The sequence below is a fragment of the Pseudomonas sp. 4CAES_32.4 genome (assembly GCF_058136335.1).
In genome coordinates this window covers 5,734,073-5,755,852 of sequence record NZ_CM176882.1, presented here as the reverse complement: position 1 = coordinate 5,755,852, position 21,780 = coordinate 5,734,073, and the positions used below count along the sequence as shown (strand labels likewise).

At 59.8% G+C, this 21,780-nt stretch carries 20 protein-coding genes; 8 read left to right on the top strand and 12 right to left on the bottom strand.

The features are described 5' to 3' along the window. Positions 1-16: 16 nt before the first annotated feature. A complete protein-coding gene (gene betB / locus AC3Y64_RS25985; protein WP_489985705.1) occupies positions 17-1,489 on the bottom strand; it encodes a betaine-aldehyde dehydrogenase in 1,473 nt (490 codons plus the stop codon). A gap of 88 nt (positions 1,490-1,577) precedes the next feature. Next, the gene (gene betI / locus AC3Y64_RS25980; RefSeq protein WP_038363121.1) at positions 1,578-2,171 is read right to left on the bottom strand and encodes a transcriptional regulator BetI; all 594 of its coding nucleotides are present in this window, start codon (positions 2,169-2,171) and stop codon (positions 1,578-1,580) included. A 171-nt stretch (positions 2,172-2,342) separates the two neighbouring features. On the opposite strand from betI, the gene AC3Y64_RS25975 reads away from it, so the two are divergent. Together AC3Y64_RS25975 and AC3Y64_RS25970 are read left to right on the top strand one after the other, a co-directional pair. Beyond that, the gene (locus AC3Y64_RS25975) at positions 2,343-2,537 is read left to right on the top strand and encodes a hypothetical protein (RefSeq protein WP_064388135.1); all 195 of its coding nucleotides are present in this window, start codon (positions 2,343-2,345) and stop codon (positions 2,535-2,537) included. A 120-nt stretch (positions 2,538-2,657) separates the two neighbouring features. Continuing rightward, entirely contained in the window at positions 2,658-4,598 is a 1,941-nt protein-coding gene (locus AC3Y64_RS25970; protein WP_489988031.1) for a BCCT family transporter, read from the top strand. A 190-nt stretch (positions 4,599-4,788) separates the two neighbouring features. Here the strand turns inward: AC3Y64_RS25970 and choV are convergent, their stop codons facing one another. The 3 genes from choV to AC3Y64_RS25955 form a co-directional block, all read right to left on the bottom strand. Further along, positions 4,789-5,967 (bottom strand): choline ABC transporter ATP-binding protein, encoded by a 1,179-nt coding sequence (choV, locus tag AC3Y64_RS25965; RefSeq protein WP_158958442.1) that lies wholly within the window; start codon positions 5,965-5,967, stop codon positions 4,789-4,791. Then, positions 5,964-6,809 (bottom strand): choline ABC transporter permease subunit, encoded by an 846-nt coding sequence (choW, locus tag AC3Y64_RS25960; RefSeq protein WP_236427356.1) that lies wholly within the window; start codon positions 6,807-6,809, stop codon positions 5,964-5,966. The genes choV and choW overlap by 4 nt, the downstream gene beginning before the upstream one ends. 66 nt (positions 6,810-6,875) lie before the next feature. Further along, on the bottom strand, positions 6,876-7,823 hold the full coding sequence (locus AC3Y64_RS25955) for a choline ABC transporter substrate-binding protein (protein WP_008085762.1): 948 nt from the start codon (positions 7,821-7,823) through the stop codon (positions 6,876-6,878). 435 nt (positions 7,824-8,258) lie between these two features. Here AC3Y64_RS25955 and AC3Y64_RS25950 point away from each other — a divergent pair, with 435 nt between their 5' ends. Then, a complete protein-coding gene (locus AC3Y64_RS25950) occupies positions 8,259-9,635 on the top strand; it encodes an L-serine ammonia-lyase (RefSeq protein WP_489985704.1) in 1,377 nt (458 codons plus the stop codon). A gap of 525 nt (positions 9,636-10,160) precedes the next feature. Continuing rightward, complete coding sequence (gene gbdR, locus AC3Y64_RS25945) at positions 10,161-11,264, top strand: choline metabolism transcriptional regulator GbdR (protein ID WP_122594743.1); 1,104 nt, start codon at positions 10,161-10,163, stop codon at positions 11,262-11,264. 112 nt (positions 11,265-11,376) lie between these two features. On the opposite strand, the gene AC3Y64_RS25940 is transcribed toward gbdR, so the two are convergent. From AC3Y64_RS25940 to AC3Y64_RS25920, 5 genes are all read right to left on the bottom strand, one after another. Further along, positions 11,377-11,640, bottom strand: coding sequence for a hypothetical protein (locus AC3Y64_RS25940; RefSeq protein ID WP_008083190.1), 264 nt, complete (start codon positions 11,638-11,640; stop codon positions 11,377-11,379). A 391-nt stretch (positions 11,641-12,031) separates the two neighbouring features. Then, a complete protein-coding gene (locus AC3Y64_RS25935; RefSeq protein WP_489985703.1) occupies positions 12,032-12,508 on the bottom strand; it encodes a thioesterase family protein in 477 nt (158 codons plus the stop codon). 133 nt (positions 12,509-12,641) lie between these two features. Further along, a complete protein-coding gene (locus AC3Y64_RS25930; protein ID WP_123454176.1) occupies positions 12,642-13,607 on the bottom strand; it encodes an L-carnitine dehydrogenase in 966 nt (321 codons plus the stop codon). A 141-nt stretch (positions 13,608-13,748) separates the two neighbouring features. Then, positions 13,749-14,636 (bottom strand): 3-dehydrocarnitine:acetyl-CoA trimethylamine transferase CdhC, encoded by an 888-nt coding sequence (gene cdhC, locus AC3Y64_RS25925; RefSeq protein ID WP_016983621.1) that lies wholly within the window; start codon positions 14,634-14,636, stop codon positions 13,749-13,751. Between the two features lie 109 nt (positions 14,637-14,745). Next, positions 14,746-15,690, bottom strand: coding sequence for a choline ABC transporter substrate-binding protein (locus AC3Y64_RS25920; RefSeq protein ID WP_489985702.1), 945 nt, complete (start codon positions 15,688-15,690; stop codon positions 14,746-14,748). Between the two features lie 192 nt (positions 15,691-15,882). Here AC3Y64_RS25920 and AC3Y64_RS25915 point away from each other — a divergent pair, with 192 nt between their 5' ends. Continuing rightward, on the top strand, positions 15,883-16,827 hold the full coding sequence (locus AC3Y64_RS25915; protein ID WP_489985701.1) for a GlxA family transcriptional regulator: 945 nt from the start codon (positions 15,883-15,885) through the stop codon (positions 16,825-16,827). 143 nt (positions 16,828-16,970) lie between these two features. Here AC3Y64_RS25915 and AC3Y64_RS25910 read toward each other — a convergent pair whose 3' ends face one another. Both AC3Y64_RS25910 and AC3Y64_RS25905 read right to left on the bottom strand, forming a co-directional pair. Then, positions 16,971-17,387 (bottom strand): DUF3010 family protein, encoded by a 417-nt coding sequence (locus tag AC3Y64_RS25910; protein WP_053124561.1) that lies wholly within the window; start codon positions 17,385-17,387, stop codon positions 16,971-16,973. A gap of 47 nt (positions 17,388-17,434) precedes the next feature. Beyond that, complete coding sequence (locus tag AC3Y64_RS25905) at positions 17,435-17,836, bottom strand: lysozyme inhibitor LprI family protein (protein WP_463555965.1); 402 nt, start codon at positions 17,834-17,836, stop codon at positions 17,435-17,437. A 234-nt stretch (positions 17,837-18,070) separates the two neighbouring features. On the opposite strand from AC3Y64_RS25905, the gene AC3Y64_RS25900 reads away from it, so the two are divergent. The 3 genes from AC3Y64_RS25900 (at position 18,071) to dgcA (ending at position 21,733) form a co-directional block, all read left to right on the top strand. Further along, a complete protein-coding gene (locus AC3Y64_RS25900) occupies positions 18,071-19,048 on the top strand; it encodes a dipeptidase (RefSeq protein WP_008083166.1) in 978 nt (325 codons plus the stop codon). Positions 19,049-19,126: 78 nt separating this feature from the next. Beyond that, entirely contained in the window at positions 19,127-19,657 is a 531-nt protein-coding gene (locus AC3Y64_RS25895; protein WP_005792152.1) for a DUF5943 domain-containing protein, read from the top strand. 15 nt (positions 19,658-19,672) lie between these two features. Continuing rightward, positions 19,673-21,733: a dimethylglycine demethylation protein DgcA gene (dgcA, locus tag AC3Y64_RS25890; protein WP_489985700.1), complete on the top strand. Its 2,061-nt coding sequence runs from the start codon at positions 19,673-19,675 to the stop codon at positions 21,731-21,733. Positions 21,734-21,780 lie beyond the last annotated feature (47 nt).

Sequence of the window (21,780 nt, the reverse complement as noted above, 5' to 3'; positions counted from 1 at the left end):
GGAGCTGATCAGCTCATCAGAAAACTGAAACGTACTCACCCAGTTCGACTTGCACGGACTTGATGCGGGTGAAGTTATTGAGAGAGCTGATCCCGTTCTCACGGCCAACACCCGACTGCTTGTAACCGCCGACCGGCATTTTTGCGTCGGACTCGCCCCAGGCGTTGATCCAGCAGATACCGGCTTCCAGTTGATGAATCACGCGGTGGGCGCGGTTCAGGTCTTTGGTGACGATACCGGCGGCCAGGCCGAAGTCGGTGTCGTTGGCGCGGCGGATCACTTCTTCTTCGGTTTCGTAGGAGAGGATCGCCATCACCGGACCAAAGATTTCTTCACGAACAATGGTCATGTCGTCGGTGCAGTCGGTGAACACGGTGGGTGCCACGAATGCGCCTTTGGCGAATTCGCCGTCGGTCAGACGGTCGCCGCCGCACAGCACGCGAGCGCCTTGCTCTTTACCCTTGGCGATGTAGTTCAGCACGCTTTCCATGTGCGCGAAGCTGACCAGTGGGCCGAAGTTGGTGTTTTCGTCTTCCGGGTTGCCGACGCGGATGCGTGCAACGCGCTCAACGATCTTGGCTTCGAAGGCGGCTTTCAGGTGCGCTGGTACAAACACGCGAGTGCCGTTGGTGCAGACCTGACCGGAGCTGTAGAAGTTGGCCATCATCGCGGTGTCGGCAGCGCGATCGAGGTCGGCGTCGTCGCAGATGATCAGCGGGGACTTGCCGCCCAGTTCCATGGTCACGTCTTTCAGCGACGAAGCCGAAGCGCTGGCCATTACTTTTTTGCCAGTGTCGGTGCCGCCGGTGAAGGAGATTTTTTCGATGCGCGGGTGCTCGGTCAACCAGGTGCCGACTTCACGGCCGCTGCCGGTCAGTACGTTGAACACACCGTTTGGAACGCCGGCTTCGGTGTAGATCTCGGCCAGTTTCAGGGTGGTCAGCGAAGTGACTTCGCTCGGCTTGAAGATCATCGCGTTACCGGCCGCCAGGGCTGGCGCGGATTTCCACAGCGCGATCTGGATCGGGTAGTTCCACGCGCCGATACCGGCAACCACGCCCAGCGGCTCGCGACGGGTGTAGACGAAAGAAGTGTCGCGCAGCGGGATCTGCTCGCCTTCGATGGCCGGCACCAGGCCTGCGTAGTATTCCAGCACGTCGGCGCCGGTAACGATGTCGACGTACTTGGTTTCGGAGAAGGATTTACCGGTGTCCAGGGTTTCCAGCGCGGCCAGTTCATCGTTGCGCTCGCGCAGGATGTCGACGGCGCGACGCAGGATGCGCGAACGCTCCATGGCGGTCATCGCGGCCCAGATTTTCTGGCCCTTTTCAGCGCTGACCACAGCACGCTCGACGTCTTCCTTGGTCGCACGTTGCACCTGTGCGAGGACTTCACCGTTAGCCGGATTGATGGCTTCGAAGGTGGCATCGCTGCCGGCGTCAGAGTACGCACCATCGATGTAAAGTTTTTGCAGTTCGAAACGGGCCATAGTGTCCTCGCAAGTGCATTGGTGGTTGGCGTTGACCACCGCGCTGAAGCTGCGGTGGCAGTGAGGGGCCGAGCGTTTTCTGTGTGCTCTAGCTCACCTTCTTGGCCAATTGGAAATCCATGTATTCGTAAGCGATCTGTTGCGCCTGCGCCGTGTCGAAAGCGTCTCCCGACAAAGCGCCGCGCAACCACAAGCCGTCAATCAACGCTGCCAGTCCTCGCGCTGCGCTGCGCGCATCTTCGAGCGGCAACACGCGGCGGAACTCGCAGCACAGGTTGGAATACAGACGGTGATCGTTGATCCGCTGCAACCTGTGCAAAGACGGCTGGTGCATGCTGGTGGCCCAGAAGGCCAGCCAGGTTTTCATTGCCGGGCCATTGACCTGGCTGGCGTCGAAGTTGCCTTCGATGATCACCTGCAGATGCGCCCGTGGGCTGTCATCTGCCAGCGCCTGACGGCGCGCGGTGACGCTCTCGCTGAGGGCGGTCATCAGATACCGCATCGTGGCGGCAATCAGGCCGTTCTTGTCCTGAAAGTAATGACTGATGATGCCATTCGAGACACCGGCCAAACGGGCGATCAGCGCAATGCTGGCGTCCCCCATTCCGACCTGATCGACCGCCTGCAAAGTGGCTTCGATCAGTTGTTGGCGGCGGATGGGTTGCATACCGACCTTGGGCATCTTGCACATCTCCTTAGGCCTTCCGAGCGGCGAATAACGCCTATCGGATTGAGGGCCAGTCTATTTTGTTTTGATTGAACGTTCAATCAACAAAGAATAAGCTCTGCGACAAATCGTCGCTGCCTACAGATTTTTCCTACATGTAAGTGGCGATAAAACCGACATCCGAAAATGCTCGAAACCTGCGTGGGGCATGGCGCGGTTCGCGATTCGATGGACGTGTTGAAAGGGCAAGACGCTCAGGGCCAGGTTTCGGATGAACGTCCGTCCACCTTCGGCCACGAAAGCGATTCGCAGCGCCATTTCGGCAGGTTCGGGCTTTTTTCGGGGTGTCTTTATATCACCCGCCGGTCGGCTGCCAACTAACCGATTGGTCGGGTTCCGTGTTGCCTTGTGTTCTTCTCTCGCACTGCCTGGAGCATTTGTGCCATGAGTTCTGCCTCGCTTATAAAGACCCCGCCCGAGAAGGTGACGGTCAACGGTTGGGTGTTTTACACCTCTACCGCGCTGATTCTGTTGTTGACCGCCATTCTGATCATCGCCCCGCAAGAGGCCGGCAGACTGTTGGGTATCGCTCAGGCCTGGTTGTCGCGCAGCTTCGGCTGGTACTACATGGTGGTGATCGCCGCCTACCTGGTGTTTGTCGTCGGCCTGGCGTTCTCCTCGTACGGCAAACTCAAACTGGGCAGCAAGGATGACACCCCGGATTTCAGTTACGGCGCCTGGGCGGGGATGCTGTTCTCGTCGGGTATCGGTATTTCGCTGCTGTACTTCGGCGCGTCGGAGCCACTGGATCACTACTTCAATCCGCCGGAAGGCGCCTCGGCCACCAACATGGCCGCGCGTCAGGCAGTACAACTGACGTTCCTGCACTGGGGCCTGCACGGCTGGGCGATCTACGCACTGGTCGGTCTGGCCGTGGCGTACTTTGCTTACCGTCATAACCAGCCGCTGGCCCTGCGTTCGGCGCTGTATCCGCTGGTTGGCGAGCGTTGGGTTAAAGGCGCGGCCGGTCACGCGGTGGACGGCTTCGGCATGTTCGTGACCCTGCTGGGTCTGGTGACGAATCTGGGGATTGGTTCGCTGCAAGTGTCCTCGGGCCTGGAAAACCTGTTCGGCATGGAACACAGCAACACCAACCTGTTGATCGTGATCATCGTGATGAGCACCGTGGCGACCATCGCTGCGGTGTCCGGCGTGGAAAACGGCATCCGCCGTCTGTCCAACCTGAACATCGTGCTGTTCAGCGGTCTGCTGATTTTCGTGCTGCTGTTCGGCCCGACCCTGCACCTGCTCAACGGCTTCGTGCAGAACATCGGTGACTATCTGAATGGCGTGGTGCTGAAGACTTTCGACCTGTACGTCTATGAAGGCGACAGCGCCAAGTCCGACCGCTGGTTGGGCCTGTGGACGCTGTTCTACTGGGCGTGGTGGATTTCCTGGGCACCATTCGTAGGCATGTTCATCGCGCGTATTTCCCGTGGTCGTTCCGTGCGTGAACTGGTCGCCGGCGTATTGCTGATTCCGCTGGGCTTCACCTTGGCCTGGCTGTCGATCTTCGGTAACTCGGCACTGGATCTGGTGATGAACCAGGGGGCGGTGGAGCTTGGCAAGACGGCACTGGAACAGCCGTCGATGGCCATCTATCAATTGCTTGAACACTACCCGGCGTCGAAAGTCGTCATCGGTGTGTCGATCTTTGTTGGCTTCGTGCTGTTCCTGACCCCGGCCGACTCTGGCGCGGTGATGATGGCGAATCTGTCCTGCAAGGGCGGCAACGTCGACGAAGACGCGCCGCACTGGCTGCGGATCTTCTGGTCGGTGGTGATCACCCTGGTGACCATCGGTCTGCTGTTTGCCGGTAACTTCGAAGCCATGCAAACCATGGTGGTGCTCGCCGGTCTGCCGTTCTCGGTGGTGTTGATCTGCTTCATGTTCGGCCTGCACAAGGCGATGCGCCAGGACGTGCAGATCGAACAGGAGCAAGCGCAACTGGCGGAGCGCGGTCGTCGCGGTTTCAGCGAGCGTCTGACGCAACTGGATCTGCAGCCGAGCCAATCGGTGGTGCAGCGCTTCATGGACAAGCAGGTCAGCCCGGCGCTGGAAGATGCCACCGCGCAGATGCGTGCGCAGGGTCTGGAAGTGCAGACGCTGTTGGGTAAATCCAAGCGCTGCATGGGCGTGCGCGTCGAGATGGAAGAGGGCAACCCTTTCGTCTACGAAGTCAGCCTGGACGGCTACCTGGCGACCCCGACCGAATCGGCCCAGTCCGATGAAGCGCGCCAGCGTTACTACCGCGCTGAAGTGTATTTGCACAACGGCAGCCAGGATTACGACCTGATGGGCTTCACGCAGGATCAGATCACGCGGGATGTGCTCGATCAGTTTGAAAGCCATCGGCAGCTCCTTGGCCGGGTTTATAGCTAAACCGCTAAATCAAAAGGGGCTCGATTGAGCCCCTTTTGCATGATCGTTCCCAAGCTCCGCGTGGGAATGCATCAATGGACGCTCCGCGTCCGCTGTTGTGGGACGCGGAGCGTCTCGGGCTGCATTCCCACGCAGAGCGTGGGAACGATCACGCCGCGATCCTCTCACGGCGTTTTTGTGTCTGGGGTTCTTAGCCCAGGTTCTTGCCCAGCAACGCGTGATACAACTCGCTGTCGCCCAGGATCCCCACCACATGATTGTTATCGTGCAGCACCAGTTTGTTGCCGGTCTGATAACGAATCTGCAAGGCGTCACGCATGCCGATATTCGAATCCACCAGCGTCGGTTTACGCTCCAGCCCTTCCACCGCTTGCCCCGGTGCCCAGTTCTGCAGGTTCAGCACCGAGCCGTTCTGCCGTGCGCCTTTGATGGTGTTGCCTTCAGCCAGATCCAGCCAGGAATCGCCGCCCGGATCCAGGCAAACCGAACCATTGATGCGTTTGCAGTTGTCCAGCGTGCGCATCAGGCTGCGACCGCACAGCACGTTGAGCGGATTGGTGTGCGCCACGAACGTACGCACATAGTCGTCCGCCGGGTTCAGTACGATCTCTTCCGGCACGCTGTACTGGATGATCCGGCCGTCCTTCATGATCGCAATGCGGCTACCCAATTTGAGTGCCTCGTCGAGGTCGTGACTGACGAAGACAATGGTCTTGTTCAGCTTGCGTTGCAGTTCCAGCAGTTCATCTTGCAGACCCTGACGGATCAGCGGGTCGAGCGCCGAGAACGGTTCGTCCATCAACAGAATGTCAGCGTCCATCGCCAGCGCCCGCGCCAGACCGACGCGCTGCTGCATGCCGCCGGAGAGTTCGTCAGGCTTCTTGTTGCGCCATTGGGTCAGGCCGACCAGTTCGAGTTTTTCATCGACCAGCTTGCGGCGTTCCTTTTCCGGGCGACCCTGCATTTCCAGACCGAAACTGATGTTCTCGCGCACCGTTAGCCACGGCATCAGGGCGAACTTCTGGAAGACCATGGCGATGCGTTGGGTGCGCATCATTTTCAGTTCGGCCGGGGTGCAGGAGGCGATGTCGATCTGTTTGCCTTCATGCTCGACGAACAGCTTGCCACGGCTCACGGTGTTGAGGCCGTTGATGCAGCGCAGCAGGCTCGACTTGCCCGAACCGGACAGGCCCATCAGCACGCAGATTTCGCCTTTGTTGATATCCAGCGTGGCTTTTTCCACGCCGACGATCTGTCCGGTTTTCTTCAGGATCTCGTTGCGGGTCATGCCCTGATCGAGCAGCTTGAGTGCCTCGCGTGGATCCTTGGAGAAGATTACGTCTACGTCTTCGAAGCGAATTATGCTCATGCGTCACCCCCTACTTTGGCGTCGGGTTGTTTGCAGATACGGTCGAGCATGATCGCCAGCAGTACGATCGCCAGGCCCGCTTCGAAGCCCAGGGCGATATCAGCAGTGTTCAGTGCGTTGACCACCGGTTTGCCGAGTCCGTCGGCGCCGACCAGTGCGGCGATCACCACCATCGACAACGACAGCATGATGCACTGGGTGATGCCGGCCGCGATGCTCGGCATGGCGTGAGGCAGTTCGATCCGTGAGAGCAATTGGCGACGCGAGCAGCCGAAGGCCTTGCCGGCGTCCATCAGTTCTTGCGGGACATCGCGGATGCCCAGGTAGGTCAGGCGGATCGGCGCAGCGATGGCGAACACCACCGTAGAGATCAGGCCCGGCACCACACCCAGCCCGAAGAGGGTCAGGGTAGGAATGAGGTAAACGAAGGTCGGTACGGTCTGCATCAGATCGAGTACCGGACGCATTAACGTGTAGAACATCGGTTTGTGCGCGGCGACGATGCCCAACGGCACGCCGATGACCACGCAGACCAGGGTCGCGAACAGCACCTGGGCGAGGGTTTCCATGGTTTCCTGCCAGTACCCCAGATTGAGGATCAGCAGAAAGGAAGCAATGACGAAAGCGGTCAATCCCCATTTGCGCTGGATGAAATGCGCGAGCAGGGCGATGAGGCCGATCAAGACAAAAGGGTTGAACCAGGTCAGCGCAAACGTCACGCCGTGGATCATCGTTTCCAGGGTCACGGCGATTGCGTCGAAGGTGTTGGCGCCGTGTTGCGTCAACCATTCAACGAAGCCCGCGATGTACTGGCCTAAAGGTATTTTCTGATCAATCAGCATGGTAGTGAACGTCCGCATGCAAGGAAATAAACAGCCCGAGGGAGCAAGCTCCCTCGGCATAAGCGATTACTGATTCAGCTTGGCTTTCACGGCCTCCAGGCCTGGTTTACCGTCAATGGTGGTCACGCCAGCGAGCCAGGTATCGAGCACCTGTGGATTCTTTTTCAGCCAGGCCTTGGCGGCCGCGTCGGGCTTCATCTTGTCGTCGAGGATGTTGCCCATCAGTTCACTTTCCATGTCGACGTTGAACTCCAGGTTCTTCAGCAACTGACCAACGTTGCTGCATTCCTCGGCGTAACCCTTGCGGGTGTTGGTCGCCACGGTCGCCGCACCGAAATCGGGGCCGAAGAAATCATCGCCGCCGGTCAGGTATTGAATCTTGAAGCGCTTGTTCATCGGGTGCGGCGCCCAGCCGAGGAACACCACAGCGGTGTCGCGTTTCTGCGCACGATCCACTTGCGAGAGCATGCCCGCTTCCGACGATTCGACGACTTTGAAACCGGCGGTCTTCAAGCCGAAAGCGTCCTTGTCGATCATGCTCTGGATCAGACGGTTACCGTCGTTGCCAGGCTCGATGCCGTAGATCTTGCCGTCGAGTTCTTTCTTGAATTTGGCGATGTCGGCGAAGTCATGCAGACCTTTGTCATACAAGGCTTGCGGCACGGCGAGGGTGTACTTGGCGCCCTTGAGGTTGGTGCGCACGGTTTCCACGGTGCCGGCGTCGCGGTAGGCCTTGATGTCGTTTTCCATGGTCGGCATCCAGTTGCCGAGGAACACGTCCATGTTCTTGCCGTCGGCCAGCGACTTGTAGGTCACGGGCACGGAGATCATGGTGGTTTTGGTCTTGTAGCCGAGGGCGTTGAGCACAACAGAGGTGGTCGCGGTGGTCGCGGTGATGTCAGTCCAGCCGACATCGGAGAAGTTAACGGTACTGCATTGCGCCGGTTCTGCGGCTTGCGCCAGTAACGGCAGACTCAGCATCGCGGCCAACAACAACGACGGGGAACCTTTCATGGATGGACTCCTTGGTGTTTTTTTTGGCAGTGTTCCGACTGTGGACCACCGCACTTATAGGTTGCGGTTGGATGGCGTTCTGGAGACAGCTCTGTCACGGCGCCTTGCAATCGAGTCATAACGATCATGTACCAGTGAAAATCTGACGCCTACAGGGGGGGTCGTATCCAGTACAGGGATGGTCGTATCCAGTGTCAGTGACGTCGTTTACAGCTTTTTTTCGCCCCGATTGGCCATCTGAACCGCATGAAAACGGTGAAACCGGGGTGAAAACGGCGCGGCGCTGGTGGACATGAGTGCGTCGGTGTCAGACGCCGTGCTCACCGACAAAAGCCTGATGATGCGGGCATTCCGGCGGATCGCAGCCTGAGCGTAGCAGCTCCGCCAGCGGGCGCTTTTGCGTCCCGGACCGGCATCCTCAGGAGCTCTGCAGCAATGGCTATCAGCGTTTTCGACCTGTTCAAAATCGGCATCGGCCCTTCCAGTTCCCACACCGTCGGGCCGATGCGTGCGGCGGCGTTGTTTGTCGAGTCGCTGCGGGACAAGCACCAGTTGGAACAGGTGCGTCGTATAGAAGTGCAATTGTTCGGCTCGCTGTCGGCCACCGGTATTGGTCACGGCAGCGACAACGCGGTGATCATGGGCCTGATGGGCGAATGGCCGGACGCAATCGACCCGTCGCAGATCGGCCCGCGTATTCAGGCGCTGCGTGAAACTCACACACTTTTACTCGATGGTCGCCTGGAGGTGCCTTTCGTCTGGGCACGGGACATGCGCCTGATCGATGAGAACCTCCCATTCCACCCCAATGCGATGACGATTGTTGCCGAGGGCGATCACGCTGAGTTGCATCGCGACACCTACTATTCGGTCGGTGGCGGCTTTGTCGTCGATGAAGCGCAGGCGTCCAGTGGTGTGGTCGATCTGGATCGCACGGAATTGCCTTATGACTTCTCCAGCGCGGTCGAGCTGCTGGAGTTGTGCAAAAAGAACAACCTGCGCGTTGCCGAATTGATGATGGCCAACGAAAAGGTCTGGCGCAGTGAAGAAGAGATTCGCGCCGGGCTGATGAAGCTGTGGCGGGCGATGCAGGATTGCGTCGAGCAGGGCCTCAAACACGAAGGCATCCTGCCCGGCGGTTTGAATGTGCGGCGGCGTGCGGCGAAGTTGCACCGCAGTCTGCAGGAGTTGGGCAAGCCCAATGTGATCGGCTCGACGCTCAGTGCGATGGAGTGGGTCAACCTGTTTGCGTTGGCGGTGAATGAAGAGAACGCGGCGGGCGGACGCATGGTCACGGCGCCGACCAATGGCGCGGCGGGAATCATCCCGGCGGTGTTGCACTACTTCATGAAATTCAGCGAAGCGGTGACGGACGCCAACGTGGTCGACTACTTCCTCGGTGCGGCGGCGGTGGGGATTCTGTGCAAGAAGAATGCTTCGATCTCCGGTGCCGAGGTGGGCTGTCAGGGCGAAGTCGGCTCGGCGTGCGCAATGGCAGCGGCGGGGCTGGCGGAGATTCTGGGTGCTACGCCGGAGCAGTTGTGCAACGCGGCGGAAATTGGCCTGGAGCATAACCTTGGACTGACTTGCGATCCGGTCGGCGGCCTGGTGCAAGTGCCATGCATCGAACGCAATGCGATTGCGGCGGTGAAGGCGATCAATGCGGCGCAGATGGCGTTGCGCGGGGATGGTCAGCACTTTATCTCGCTGGATCGGGTGATCCGCACCATGCGCGATACCGGCGCCGACATGCATGATAAATATAAAGAGACATCGCGGGGTGGCCTGGCGGTCAGCGCTGTGGAGTGCTGAGACCGCGTCGCTCCAATCGCTAGCAGGGCTAGCTCCCACAGGATTTGTAAACGACGCAGATCAAATGTGGGAGCCAGCCCTGCTGGCGATTGGGCCAGACCAGTCAAAACTGCTCACCAAAAGAACACAGGCAATCAATCACGCCACCTTTTAGCGCGTCGCAATCAGATAAGAGTCCTTCCCACCTGTTACATGCCTTTCACCCCTCCTACCGTCCGTCACCCGTGCTTGCGGTGACACTCCCCGCAAACTGCGCGCAGGCCAGTTCCCACAAGTGCTACCGATCTGCTCACAGAGGCTGGAGCACGGCTTTCTCCACCGCTGATGGCACTTCGAAATACCTTTCGTCGGATGTCTCGTATAGACACGTCGAGAGGTCGTTTTCAGGAGTTATTGAACGGCCATCCAATTTTAGGCATGGCAATTGCTCTGTCATAACAAAGCCCGTCTCCCACGCGAGAACGATGGCAATAACAAGAGCCTCCGCCTGAGGCCATCACCCGCTTTGTGTGAGGAGATACCGCGATGACGTCGTTCAACTCCGGGGCCCAACCCCAGAACCGTGCGCCTCAATCCATCGGCTTTCTGCTGCTGGACAATTTCACGCTGATTTCTCTGGCCTCCGCCGTAGAACCCCTGCGCATGGCCAACCAATTGTCCGGTCGCGAGCTGTATCGCTGGAGCACCCTCACCGTCGATGGCGGCCAGGTGTGGGCCAGTGACGGTCTGCAAATCACTCCCGACGCTTCCATGCACAAAGCCCCGCCGCTCGACACCGTGATTGTCTGCGGCGGCATCGGCATTCAACGCACCGTTACCCGTGAACACGTCTCGTGGCTGCAAAGCCAGGCACGCCAGTCCAAGCGTCTCGGCGCCGTGTGCACCGGCAGTTGGGCACTGGCCTGCGCCGGCCTGCTCGACGGTTTCGATTGCAGCGTGCACTGGGAATGTCTGGCGGCGATGCAGGAAGCTTTCCCGCGCGTGGCCATGAGTACGCGTTTGTTTACGCTCGACCGTAACCGTTTCACCAGCTCCGGCGGCACCGCGCCGCTGGACATGATGCTGCACCTGATCAGCCGCGATCATGGCCGTGAGCTGTCCGCCGCGATCTCGGAAATGTTCGTCTACGAACGTATCCGCAACGAACAGGATCACCAGCGCGTGCCGCTCAAGCACATGCTCGGCACCAACCAGCCGAAACTGCAGGAAATCGTCGCGCTGATGGAAGCCAATCTGGAAGAGCCGATCGACCTCGACGAACTGGCGGTGTACGTCGCCGTGTCGCGTCGACAGCTGGAGCGGTTGTTCCAGAAATACCTGCACTGCTCGCCGTCGCGTTACTACTTGAAGTTGCGCCTGATTCGCGCCCGGCAACTGCTCAAGCAGACGCCGATGTCGATCATCGAAGTGGCGTCGGTATGTGGTTTCGTGTCGACGCCGCACTTCTCCAAGTGCTACCGCGAATACTTCGGCATTCCGCCGCGTGACGAACGCGTAGGCTCCAACACCGCCCAGCAAGTGGCGATGCTGCCGCTGCCACAGGCGATCGTGATGTCGCCGCTGTCGGGGCCGATGTCGGCGTTGAGTCAGGCGCGCAATGAGTCGACGTTTGCCAGCGTAAGGCTGTAGACCGAGTCAGCTTCATCGCTGGCAAGCCAGCTCCCACAGGGTCTGTGCAGTACACAAATGTTGTGTCGGCCCGGATCACTGTGGGAGCTGGCTTGCCAGCGATGGCGGTCTGTCAGGCGCTATGGCTTTGCTGGTAGTCGGCCAATGCCGGCAACAACTGCTTGTCGATCGCCTGACGCACCGCCGGCTGGATGCTGGCGCCGCTGGTGTACATGTCCTTGACCATCTTGCGCAGTTCAAACGCACGAACATTATCCAGACCGCGCACTGCGCACTCGCAGGCCTGCTCGGCGGTCGTGCCGCTCGGGACTTGAATACCCAACGCTTTGAGTTGGCCCAACAGATCTTCCTGGTCAATCAAATCGGCGTACATCATCACGCAAATCCTTCTGTGGCATCGGAGGTCGTGGTTTGATTCTGTAAGGCTGGACGGGGCACGGCAAGGGCGTTTTGTCCGTGTGGCTGGGACGACTATGAACAGGTCGTTTTCGGCTAACTCGATCGAAAGGGGAGTGGGCACACTGGCGCAGGCTCGCTTCACGAAGGTTTGGTCACCCTCGCACGGCAGCTCCTCAACAGTAGCTTGCGCCCCGATCCTGTCACGGCTGGTATCGGGGCTTTTTTTTGGCTGTGAATCAGGAAGACCGAGTTGCCTGCAATCGCTAGCAGGGCTAGCTCCCACAGGTGATCTGCGGTGAACACAAAATTTGTGCACAGCCAAATCCAATGTAGAAGCCAGCCCTGCTGGCGATGAACGATGACTCGGTCTAACGGGCAGGTGGCAGCGCGATGACGCGGCCGATGTAAGCGGGAGCGGGCAGGTCTTGTTGCTCGGCGACGATGCTTTGCAGGCGGCTCAAAGTCTCTGGACCGAACGGCGCCGAACGCGGGCCGGCGAGGTCGACGTGCAACAGCATTTGCTCGTTGCCAGCCAGTTCCTGATCTTCACCAACCTTGTGCAGGCTGTGATAGAGGTGCAGGCGTTTGCTGTCGTGGCCGATGATCTGTGTGCGCACTTCGACTTCAGTGTCGAGCTTCACTTCGTGCAGATAGTTGAGGTGCAGTTCGAGGGTGAACAGTGAATTGCCGCTGGCTTCGCGGTTGTTGCTGTCCATGCCGAGGCGATCCATCAAGGCGTCGGTGGCATAGCTGAAGATCAGCAGGTAGAAGGCATCGCGCAGATGGCCGTTGTAGTCGACCCAGTCGGGGATGATTCTGGTTTGGTAGGTGGTGAGGGTGGGCATGTTTTCTCCTGACGCGATCGTTCCTACGCCCTGCGTGGGACCGCCTCTTGTGACGCTCAGCGTCACGCTTCTGGGACGCGGAGCGTCCCGGGCTGCATTCCCACGCGGAGCATGGGAACGATCAGTAAACGGACTATTCGCTGAACGCCATCCCGTGCTTTTCCTTGGTGGTCTTCACCGCCTCAAGCACCGCCAGCAGGCAGTCATCACGATAGCGTTCCAGCGCCGAAATGCTGTGGCGGCCGAGCTGATCGCTGGTGCCATCGACCACATCATCAATCAGCTTGTCCGTCAGTTCCGGTGCCGGCAGATACGTCCATGGCAACTGCAACGCCGGGCCGAATTGCGACATGAAGTGGCGCATGCCGGCATCGCCGCCAGCCAGGGTGTAAGTCAGGAACGTACCCATGAACGACCAGCGCAGACCAGCGCCAAAACGGATCGCATCGTCGATCTCGCCCGTGGTCGCGACACCGTCGTTGACCAGGTGCAGCGCTTCACGCCACAGCGCTTCAAGCAAGCGGTCGGCGATGAATCCCGGCACTTCCTTGCGCACATGCAAAGGGCGCATGCCGAGGGATTCGTAGACTTTCATCGCCGCTTGCACGGCTTCCGGCGCGGTATTTTTGCCACCGACCACTTCCACCAGTGGCAGCAGATACACCGGGTTGAACGGATGACCGACCACGCAGCGTTCCGGGTGCGTTGAGCTCTCGTAGAATTCGCTCGGCAGCAGGCCCGACGTGCTTGATCCGATCAACGCATTGGGCTTGGCCGCAGCGCTTATTTTGCTGTGCAGATCGAGTTTCAGCTCCAGACGTTCCGGGGCGCTTTCCTGAATAAAATCGGCATCACGCACGCATTCTTCGATGGTCGCGACAAAGCGTAGACGATCCTGCGAAGCGCCCGGCGCCAGACCGTTTTTCTCCAGCGCGCCCCAGGCATTGGCCACGCGTTTGCGCAGTGCCGCTTCAGCGCCGGGCGCCGGATCCCAAGCGATCACATCCAGGCCATGGGCGAGGGCGCGCGCGACCCAGCCACTGCCGATGACACCGCTGCCCAAGGCGGCGAAGGTTTTGATTTCGGTGATAAAGCTCATGGCGATTTCCTGAATGGGTCTCGAAAAAACTGTAGGAGTGAGCCTGCTCGCGATAGCGGTTCTTCTTCCGCTGGAGATGCATCGGATGTACCGACGCCATCGCGAGCAGGCTCACTCCTACAGGGGGAAATAAGTGGTCGTTCAGCCGCGCTGGGTCAGGCCCATCTTTTTACGGCCCTCAGCCGGCGTCAGCACGCGAGCGCCGAGCCGGCTGAGGATCTCGGTGGCGCGTTCGACCAGTTGGCCATTGGTCGCCAACACACCCTTGTCCAGCCACAGGTTGTCTTCCAGCCCGACCCGCACGTTTCCGCCCAGCAGCACCGCTTGCGCGGCCATCGGCATCTGCATCCGACCAATCCCGAACCCGGCCCACACTGCGTCGGCGGGCAAGTTATCGACCATGGCTTTCATCGTGGTGGTGTCCGCCGGCGCGCCCCACGGGATGCCCAGGCACAGCTGGAACAACGGGTTGTCGAGTAAGCCTTCCTTGATCATCTGCTTGGCAAACCAGAGATGCCCAGTGTCGAAAATCTCCAGTTCGGCCTTAACGCCCAACTCGGTGATGCGCTTGGCGCCGGCGCGCAGTTGCGCTGGGGTGGAGACGTAAATGGTGTCGCCATCGCCAAAGTTCAGGGTGCCGCAATCGAGGGTGCAGATTTCCGGCAGCAACTCTTCAACGTGGGCCAGGCGGGTCAGCGGGCCGACCAGATCGGTGTTCGGGCCGAACTCCATAGGATTCTCGCCAGCGCCGATCTCCAGGTCTCCGCCCATGCCGGCGGTGAGGTTGACGATGATGTCGACGTCCGCCTCGCGGATGCGCTCCATCACTTCGCGGTACAACGCCACGTCACGGCTGAACTTGCCGGTTTGCGGATCGCGTACATGGCAGTGCACGACGGTGGCGCCGGCCTTGGCCGCTTCAACGGCTGCCGCTGCGATCTGTTTCGGGGTGACCGGCACGTGCGGGCTCTTGGCGGTCGTGTCGCCAGCACCGGTGAGTGCGCAGGTGATGATGACGTCGTGGTTCATGGTGCGGTTTCCTTCAGGCGTGATGGGTCTGTCCGCAGCCCTTTTCGGGGCTGCGAAGCGTGGTTCATTTGCCCCTCCCATCTGGGAGAGCGGGTTTTTCAATAGAGGTTTATTTGCTGGTCAGCTGGAGATTTTCAGCGGCCGGTTTGCCATCGAAAGTGGTCACACCTTCCAGCCAGCGCTGCTTGTCTTCGGGGTGATCCTTGAGCCATTGCTTGGCCGATTCGAAAGCGTCCTTGTGATCGAGCAGCGGTTGCATCATCCGGCTCTCGTCCTCGGCGGTGAACGTCAGATTGGTCAGCAAGCGACCGATGTTCGGGCACTGCTCGGCGTATTTCGGCGCGGTGACGGTCCACACGGTGGCCATGCCTTCGTTCGGGCCGAGGGCGTCTTCACTGCCGGTCAGATAAGTCATCTGCACGTTGACGTTCATCGGGTGCGGCGCCCAGCCGAAGAACACCACGGCCTCCTTGCGGCGCACAGCGCGGTCGACGGCGGCGAGCATGCCGGCCTCGCTGGACTCGACCAACTGGAACTTGCCGAGGCCGAACTGGTTCTTGGCGATCATTGCCTTGATCTGCGTGTTGGCGCCCGAGCCTGGTTCGATACCGTAGATCTTGCCGCCGAGTTCTTTCTGGAATTTGGCAATGTCGGCAAAGGTTTTCAGGCCCTTGTCGGCCAGATAAGTCGGTACTGCGAGGGTGGCGCGGGCGTCTTTCAGGCTTGGTGCTTCGAGGACTTTGACCTGATTGGCGTCGACGAACGGGGTGATGGTCTGGGTCATCAGCGGGTTCCAGTAACCGAGGAACAGGTCCAGACGCTGGTCGCGAATCCCGGCGAAGATGATTTGCTGGGACGCGCTGGTTTGTTTGGTGTTGTAGCCGAGGCCGTCGAGCAGAACCTGGGTCATGGCACTGGTGGCGATCACGTCGGTCCAGTTGACCACGCCCATGCGCACGTTCTGGCACGATGCCGGGTCGGCCGCCATGACGCTGGCGCTCAAGAAAGCGGTACCGCTGAGTGCAAGAACACAGCTGCTGATCAGTCGTTTCATGTCGGGTTCCTCGGCAGGTCGTTTATTGTGAGTTCCGGCATCTGTCGTGCCGGTGATGCAAAGTTACGCAGCTATACGCCCATGAAAGTGCACTGCGGCGACTGGCATTTGCACTGTAGCGACCTGCACGCTTGAATGCCGCTGGCAAACGGCGTATCAACGAGCCACGTTACCCGCCAACCGAAGGCGCCCATGTCCCAGGATTTCTACTTTTTGCTGATGCCGGGGTTCTCCGCCATTGGCTTTATCTCCGCCATCGAACCGCTGCGCGTGGCCAACCGCTTTCGCGGCGAGTTGTATCGCTGGCATGTGTTGAGTGCCGATGGCGGGGCGGTGCTGGCGAGTAACGGTATGTCGGTTAACGCAGACGCAGCGCTGGAGCCGTTGAAGAAAGGCGCGACGTTATTGGTGATAGCGGGATTTGAACCGTTGAAGTTCGCAACTCCGGCGCTGGAGCATTGGCTGCGCCGACTTGATAACGAAGGCGTCACCCTCGGCGCCATCGATTCCGGCAGCTTTGTGCTGGCCGAGGCTGGTCTGCTCGACGGCTATCGTCTGACCATGCACTGGGAAGCCATCGATGCCTTCAAGGAATCTTATCCACAGCTCAGCGTGACCCAGGAATTATTCGAGATCGACCGTCGGCGCATCACCTCAGCCGGTGGCACGGCCTCGATCGATTTAATGCTCGATCTGATCGCCCAGGCTCACGGCCCGCAACTGGCGATTCAGGTCAGCGAGCAGTTTGTGCTGGGGCGCATCCGTCCGCGCAAAGACCACCAGCGCATGGAAGTCGCCACGCGTTATGGCATCAACAACAAGAAACTGGTGCAAGTGATCGGCGAGATGGAGCAGCACAGCGAACCGCCCCTGACCACGCTGCAATTGGCGGAATCGATCAAAGTGACGCGGCGGCAACTGGAACGGTTGTTTCGACTGCACCTGAACGATACGCCGAGCAATTTCTATCTGCGCCTGCGACTGGAAAAGGCCCGGCAGTTGCTGCGGCAGACCGACATGAGCGTGCTCGAAGTCAGCATCGCCTGCGGGTTTGAATCACCGTCGTATTTCACCCGCAGTTACCGCGCCAAATTTGCTCGCTGCCCCCGCGAAGATCGCCGCACCGCCCAGGCCTGAGTGGTTTCAGCAACACCCTAGAACCCTGTGGGAGCGGGCTTGCCCGCGATGAGGCCAGCACATCCAACATTGTTATTGCCTGACACACCGCCATCGCGGGCAAGCCCGCTCCCACAGGTTCCAAGGTGATTTCGGGAATCGGGTTACTTCTTCACCAACGCCGAACACGCGGCCTTATAAGCCTCGTGCTGATACTTGTTCAGCGTCCCCGGCAGCTCGAAATTATGCTTCTTCGCCTGCGCATTGATCGTCTGCGGCGACAACAACGTCACCTCGCACCCATCCAGCAACTGCAAAATCCCTTCAATCTTGAACGTCGTCGGACCACCGGCAAACTCACCCTTCTTGCTGCGCTTCTTGATCGCAATCCGATCAACCGAATTTTCCCGCACAAACGACGCCACCTGCGCCGCGAACAACTTCACGTTTGCCGCCTCGTCATCCTCGTCGAGGGCGATCTTCTTGGTGGCAAGGGGAACGTGGCTCAGGGTCGAACCGTCCAGAGCGGCCACGGCGATAATCGCTTCGCTGCCTTTGATTTCGATGCCGCAGATGTTCATGTGATTACCTAGATTGGCTATAGGAGGGCAGCTTACAGCTCAGACACTCACTCCTGCCCAATCGACTCCAAAAACTCCGACCGTTCATCACTCATCCGTGCCACGCAGTCATTCTGCGCAATGGTAAAAGCCTTGCTCCCCGCCGTCGCCGGGAACGCTTCCACCGCGCAATCGGCATCCCGTGTCTTCAGCCACTGCTGCTGAGCCGTCTTGATCTTGGCGGTGATGTCGGCCAGTTGTGTCGGGTTCTTGCCATACGCCGTCTGCATGCGTTCGTTGAGGCTGGCGTAGTTGTCCTTGAGCAAGTCTTCGGCGGTGGTGCGGCTGTAGGCTGAGCATTCCAGGGTCTGGACGTCGTTTTCGACGGCGTCGCACGGGTTGTTGTCGGACTCTTCGGCGGCGTGTACGCCGGTCGCAAGCAGTGCCAAAGCCAGGAAGATCGATTTCATTGTTGTCGCCGCTCTAATCCAGTGGTGTTTCCAAGATGCGGGAGATTCTGGCTCAAGCGTGCGGGCTTGAACAGGTAGCTGATCGGAGCGTCTGGCGACCCTTTGTCGCGGATTGACGCTTTCGGCAATTCCCCTGTCGTTTTTGCACCCGGTCGCCCCGGCACCGAGGCATATGCTGGCCCCAAAGCGCCGGCAGACGATTCGGCGCATGAATCGCCAATAAGGGGACGCCTGATGAGCCCAGCCGAATTACACGCCGACAGCATCGTTATCGACGGTCTGATCATTGCCAAATGGAACCGCGAGCTGTTCGAAGACATGCGCAAGGGCGGTCTGACGGCAGCCAACTGCACTGTGTCGGTGTGGGAAGGCTTTCAGGCGACCGTGAACAACATCGCCGCCAGCCAGAAGCTGATCCGCGACAACAGCGACCTGGTGATGCCGGTGCGCACCACCGCCGACATCCGCAAAGCCAAGGAGCAGGGCAAGACCGGCATCCTCTTCGGCTTCCAGAATGCTCACGCGTTTGAAGACCAGATCGGCTATGTCGAGGTGTTCAAGCAGCTCGGCGTCGGCATTGTGCAGATGTGCTACAACACCCAGAACCTGGTCGGCACCGGTTGCTACGAGCGTGACGGCGGCCTGTCGGGTTTCGGTCGCGAAATCGTTGCCGAGATGAACCGCGTGGGCGTCATGTGCGACCTGTCCCACGTCGGCTCCAAGACTTCTGAAGAAGTGATCCTCGAATCGAAAAAACCGGTGTGCTACTCCCACTGCCTGCCGTCGGGCCTCAAAGAGCACCCGCGCAACAAGTCCGATGAAGAACTGAAGTTCATCGCCGACCATGGCGGTTTTGTCGGCGTGACCATGTTCGCGCCGTTCCTCGCCAAGGGCATCGATTCGACCATCGACGACTACGCCGAAGCGATTGAATACGTGATGAACATCGTCGGCGAAGACGCCATCGGCATCGGCACCGACTTTACCCAGGGTCACGGCCAGGACTTCTTCGAATACCTGACCCACGACAAGGGCTACGCCCGCCGTCTGACCAGCTTCGGCAAGATCATCAACCCGCTGGGCATCCGCACCGTCGGCGAGTTCCCGAACCTGACCGAAACCCTGCTCAAGCGCGGCCATCCCGAGCGCGTGGTGCGCAAGATCATGGGCGAGAACTGGGTCAACGTCCTCAAGGATGTCTGGGGCGAATAAGCCGCCGCACTTCTGAATCCTTTCCCCCGGCCGTCCGCGCTGGGGGCAACACACAAAATTTTCTGGAGTTAAGTTTCCATGGCCAAGATCGCCCCGCAATTGCCAATCGAAGTCGACAGCGAGACCGGTGTCTGGACCTCCGACGCCCTGCCGATGCTCTACGTGCCACGGCATTTCTTCGTCAACAACCACATGGGCATCGAAGAGGTTCTGGGCGCTGACGCCTACGCCGAGATCCTCTACAAAGCCGGCTACAAATCCGCCTGGCACTGGTGCGAAAAAGAAGCCGAATGCCACGGCCTGGAAGGCGTCGCGGTGTTCGAGCACTACATGAAGCGTCTGTCGCAACGCGGCTGGGGCCTGTTCAAGATCCAGGACATCGACCTCGACAAAGGCACCGCCAGCGTCAAGCTCGAGCACTCCGCATTCGTCTACGTCTACGGCAAGGTCGGGCGCAAGGTCGACTACATGTTCACCGGTTGGTTTGCCGGTGCGATGGACCAGATTCTTGAGGCACGCGGCAGCAAGATTCGCACGGTTGCCGAGCAAGTCTACGGTGGCTCCGAAGAAGGCCACGACGACGGGCTGTTCACCGTCAAGCCGTTGTAAGTCGAGGAACCCGCCATGGCTTTCGAAGCAATGTTCCAGCCGATCCAGATCGGCAAACTGACCATCCGCAACCGCGTGCTCAGCACCGCGCACGCCGAGGTCTACGCGACTGACGGTGGCATGACCACCGACCGGTACGTCAAGTATTACGAAGAGAAAGCCAAGGGCGGCATCGGCCTGGCGATCTGTGGCGGTTCCTCCGTAGTCGCCGTCGACAGCCCACAGGAGTGGTGGAGCTCGGTCAACCTGTCGACCGACCGGATCATTCCGCATTTCCAGAATCTGGCCGACGCCATGCACAAGCACGGCGCCAAGATCATGATTCAGATTACCCACATGGGCCGGCGCTCGCGCTGGGACGGCTTCAACTGGCCGACCCTGATGTCGCCGTCGGGCATCCGTGAACCGGTGCACCGCGCGACCTGCAAAACCATCGAGCCGGAAGAAATCTGGCGGGTGATCGGCAACTACGCTCAGGCTGCGCGCCGGGCCAAGGCCGGTGGTCTTGACGGCGTCGAACTGTCTGCCGTTCACCAGCACATGATCGACCAGTTCTGGAGCCCGCGCGTCAACAAGCGTACCGATGAATGGGGCGGCACTTTTGAGGGCCGGATGAAGTTTGGTCTGGAAGTGCTGAAAGCCGTGCGCGCCGAGGTCGGTGAGGACTTCTGCGTGGGCATGCGTCTGTGCGGTGACGAGTTCCACCCGGACGGTTTGTCCCACGAGGACATGAAGCAGATCGCCAAGTACTACGACGACACTGGCATGCTCGATTTCATCGGCGTGGTCGGCTCGGGGTGTGACACCCACAACACCCTGGCCAACGTGATTCCGAACATGAGTTATCCACCGGAGCCGTTTCTGCATCTGGCCGCCGGGATCAAGGAAGTGGTCAAGGTGCCGGTGCTGCACGCACAGAACATCAAGGACCCGAACCAGGCCACGCGCATTCTTGAGGGCGGTTACGTCGACATGGTCGGCATGACCCGCGCGCACATCGCTGACCCGCACCTGATCGCCAAGATCAAGATGGGCCAGATCGACCAGATCAAACAGTGCGTCGGCGCCAACTATTGCATCGACCGTCAGTACCAAGGCCTCGACGTGCTGTGCATCCAGAACGCCGCGACGTCCCGTGAATACATGGGCGTGCCGCACATCATCGAGAAATCCACCGGGCCGAAACGCAAAGTGGTCATCGTCGGTGCCGGCCCTGCCGGGATGGAAGCGGCACGTGTTGCCGCCGAACGTGGCCACGACGTGACCCTGTTCGAGAAGAAAGAATTCATTGGTGGGCAAATCACCACGGCGTCGAAAGCACCGCAGCGTGACCAGATCGCCGGCATCACCCGTTGGTTCCAGCTGGAGCTGGCGCGGCTAAAAGTCGATCTGCGCCTGGGCACGGCGGCTGATGCCGACACCATCATGGACTTGCGTCCGGACGTGGTGGTGCTGGCGGTTGGTGGGCATCCATATCTGGAGCAGAACGAACACTGGGGCGCCGCTGAAGGGCTGGTGGTCAGCAGCTGGGACGTGCTCGACGGCAAGGTTGCGCCGGGCAAGAACGTGCTGGTCTACGACACCATTTGCGAGTTCACCGGGATGTCGGTTGCCGACTTCCTCGCCGACAAGGGCAGCCAGGTCGAGATCGTCACCGACGACATCAAACCGGGCGTGGCCATCGGCGGTACGTCGTTCCCGACCTACTACCGCAGCATGTACCCGAAAGAAGTGATCATGACCGGCGACATGATGCTCGAGAAGGTCTACCGCGAAGGCGACAAACTGGTCGCGGTGCTGGAAAACGAATACACCGGCGCCAAAGAGGAGCGGGTGGTCGATCAGGTGGTGGTGGAAAACGGCGTGCGCCCGGATGAGGAAATCTACTACGCGCTCAAAGAGGGTTCGCGCAACAAGGGTCAGATCGACGTCGAAGCGTTGTTCGCGATCCAGCCACAACCTTCGCTGAGCGAGGCGGGCGATGGCTACTTGCTGTTCCGCATCGGCGACTGCGTGGCGCAGCGCAACACCCACGCCGCGATCTATGACGCCCTACGGTTGTGCAAAGACTTCTAAGCCTCGCGAACGATCGTTCCCACGCTCCGCGTGGGAATGCCGCAATG

What these genes read in the sequence shown, in the direction of transcription:
- betI (WP_038363121.1), bottom strand. Translation starts at nt 2,171, where the DNA reads ATGCCCAAGGTCGGTATGCAACCCATCCGCCGCCAACAACTGATCGAA.
- AC3Y64_RS25905 (WP_463555965.1), bottom strand. Translation starts at nt 17,836, where the DNA reads ATGAAATCGATCTTCCTGGCTTTGGCACTGCTTGCGACCGGCGTACAC.
- AC3Y64_RS25940 (WP_008083190.1), bottom strand. Translation starts at nt 11,640, where the DNA reads ATGATGTACGCCGATTTGATTGACCAGGAAGATCTGTTGGGCCAACTC.
- choV (WP_158958442.1), bottom strand. Translation starts at nt 5,967, where the DNA reads ATGAGCATAATTCGCTTCGAAGACGTAGACGTAATCTTCTCCAAGGAT.
- AC3Y64_RS25950 (WP_489985704.1), top strand. Translation starts at nt 8,259, where the DNA reads ATGGCTATCAGCGTTTTCGACCTGTTCAAAATCGGCATCGGCCCTTCC.
- AC3Y64_RS25975 (WP_064388135.1), top strand. Translation starts at nt 2,343, where the DNA reads ATGCTCGAAACCTGCGTGGGGCATGGCGCGGTTCGCGATTCGATGGAC.
- AC3Y64_RS25955 (WP_008085762.1), bottom strand. Translation starts at nt 7,823, where the DNA reads ATGAAAGGTTCCCCGTCGTTGTTGTTGGCCGCGATGCTGAGTCTGCCG.
- gbdR (WP_122594743.1), top strand. Translation starts at nt 10,161, where the DNA reads ATGACGTCGTTCAACTCCGGGGCCCAACCCCAGAACCGTGCGCCTCAA.
- choW (WP_236427356.1), bottom strand. Translation starts at nt 6,809, where the DNA reads ATGCTGATTGATCAGAAAATACCTTTAGGCCAGTACATCGCGGGCTTC.
- cdhC (WP_016983621.1), bottom strand. Translation starts at nt 14,636, where the DNA reads ATGAACCACGACGTCATCATCACCTGCGCACTCACCGGTGCTGGCGAC.
- AC3Y64_RS25910 (WP_053124561.1), bottom strand. Translation starts at nt 17,387, where the DNA reads ATGAACATCTGCGGCATCGAAATCAAAGGCAGCGAAGCGATTATCGCC.
- AC3Y64_RS25930 (WP_123454176.1), bottom strand. Translation starts at nt 13,607, where the DNA reads ATGAGCTTTATCACCGAAATCAAAACCTTCGCCGCCTTGGGCAGCGGT.
- AC3Y64_RS25895 (WP_005792152.1), top strand. Translation starts at nt 19,127, where the DNA reads ATGGCCAAGATCGCCCCGCAATTGCCAATCGAAGTCGACAGCGAGACC.
- AC3Y64_RS25915 (WP_489985701.1), top strand. Translation starts at nt 15,883, where the DNA reads ATGTCCCAGGATTTCTACTTTTTGCTGATGCCGGGGTTCTCCGCCATT.
- betB (WP_489985705.1), bottom strand. Translation starts at nt 1,489, where the DNA reads ATGGCCCGTTTCGAACTGCAAAAACTTTACATCGATGGTGCGTACTCT.
- AC3Y64_RS25920 (WP_489985702.1), bottom strand. Translation starts at nt 15,690, where the DNA reads ATGAAACGACTGATCAGCAGCTGTGTTCTTGCACTCAGCGGTACCGCT.
- dgcA (WP_489985700.1), top strand. Translation starts at nt 19,673, where the DNA reads ATGGCTTTCGAAGCAATGTTCCAGCCGATCCAGATCGGCAAACTGACC.
- AC3Y64_RS25900 (WP_008083166.1), top strand. Translation starts at nt 18,071, where the DNA reads ATGAGCCCAGCCGAATTACACGCCGACAGCATCGTTATCGACGGTCTG.
- AC3Y64_RS25935 (WP_489985703.1), bottom strand. Translation starts at nt 12,508, where the DNA reads ATGCCCACCCTCACCACCTACCAAACCAGAATCATCCCCGACTGGGTC.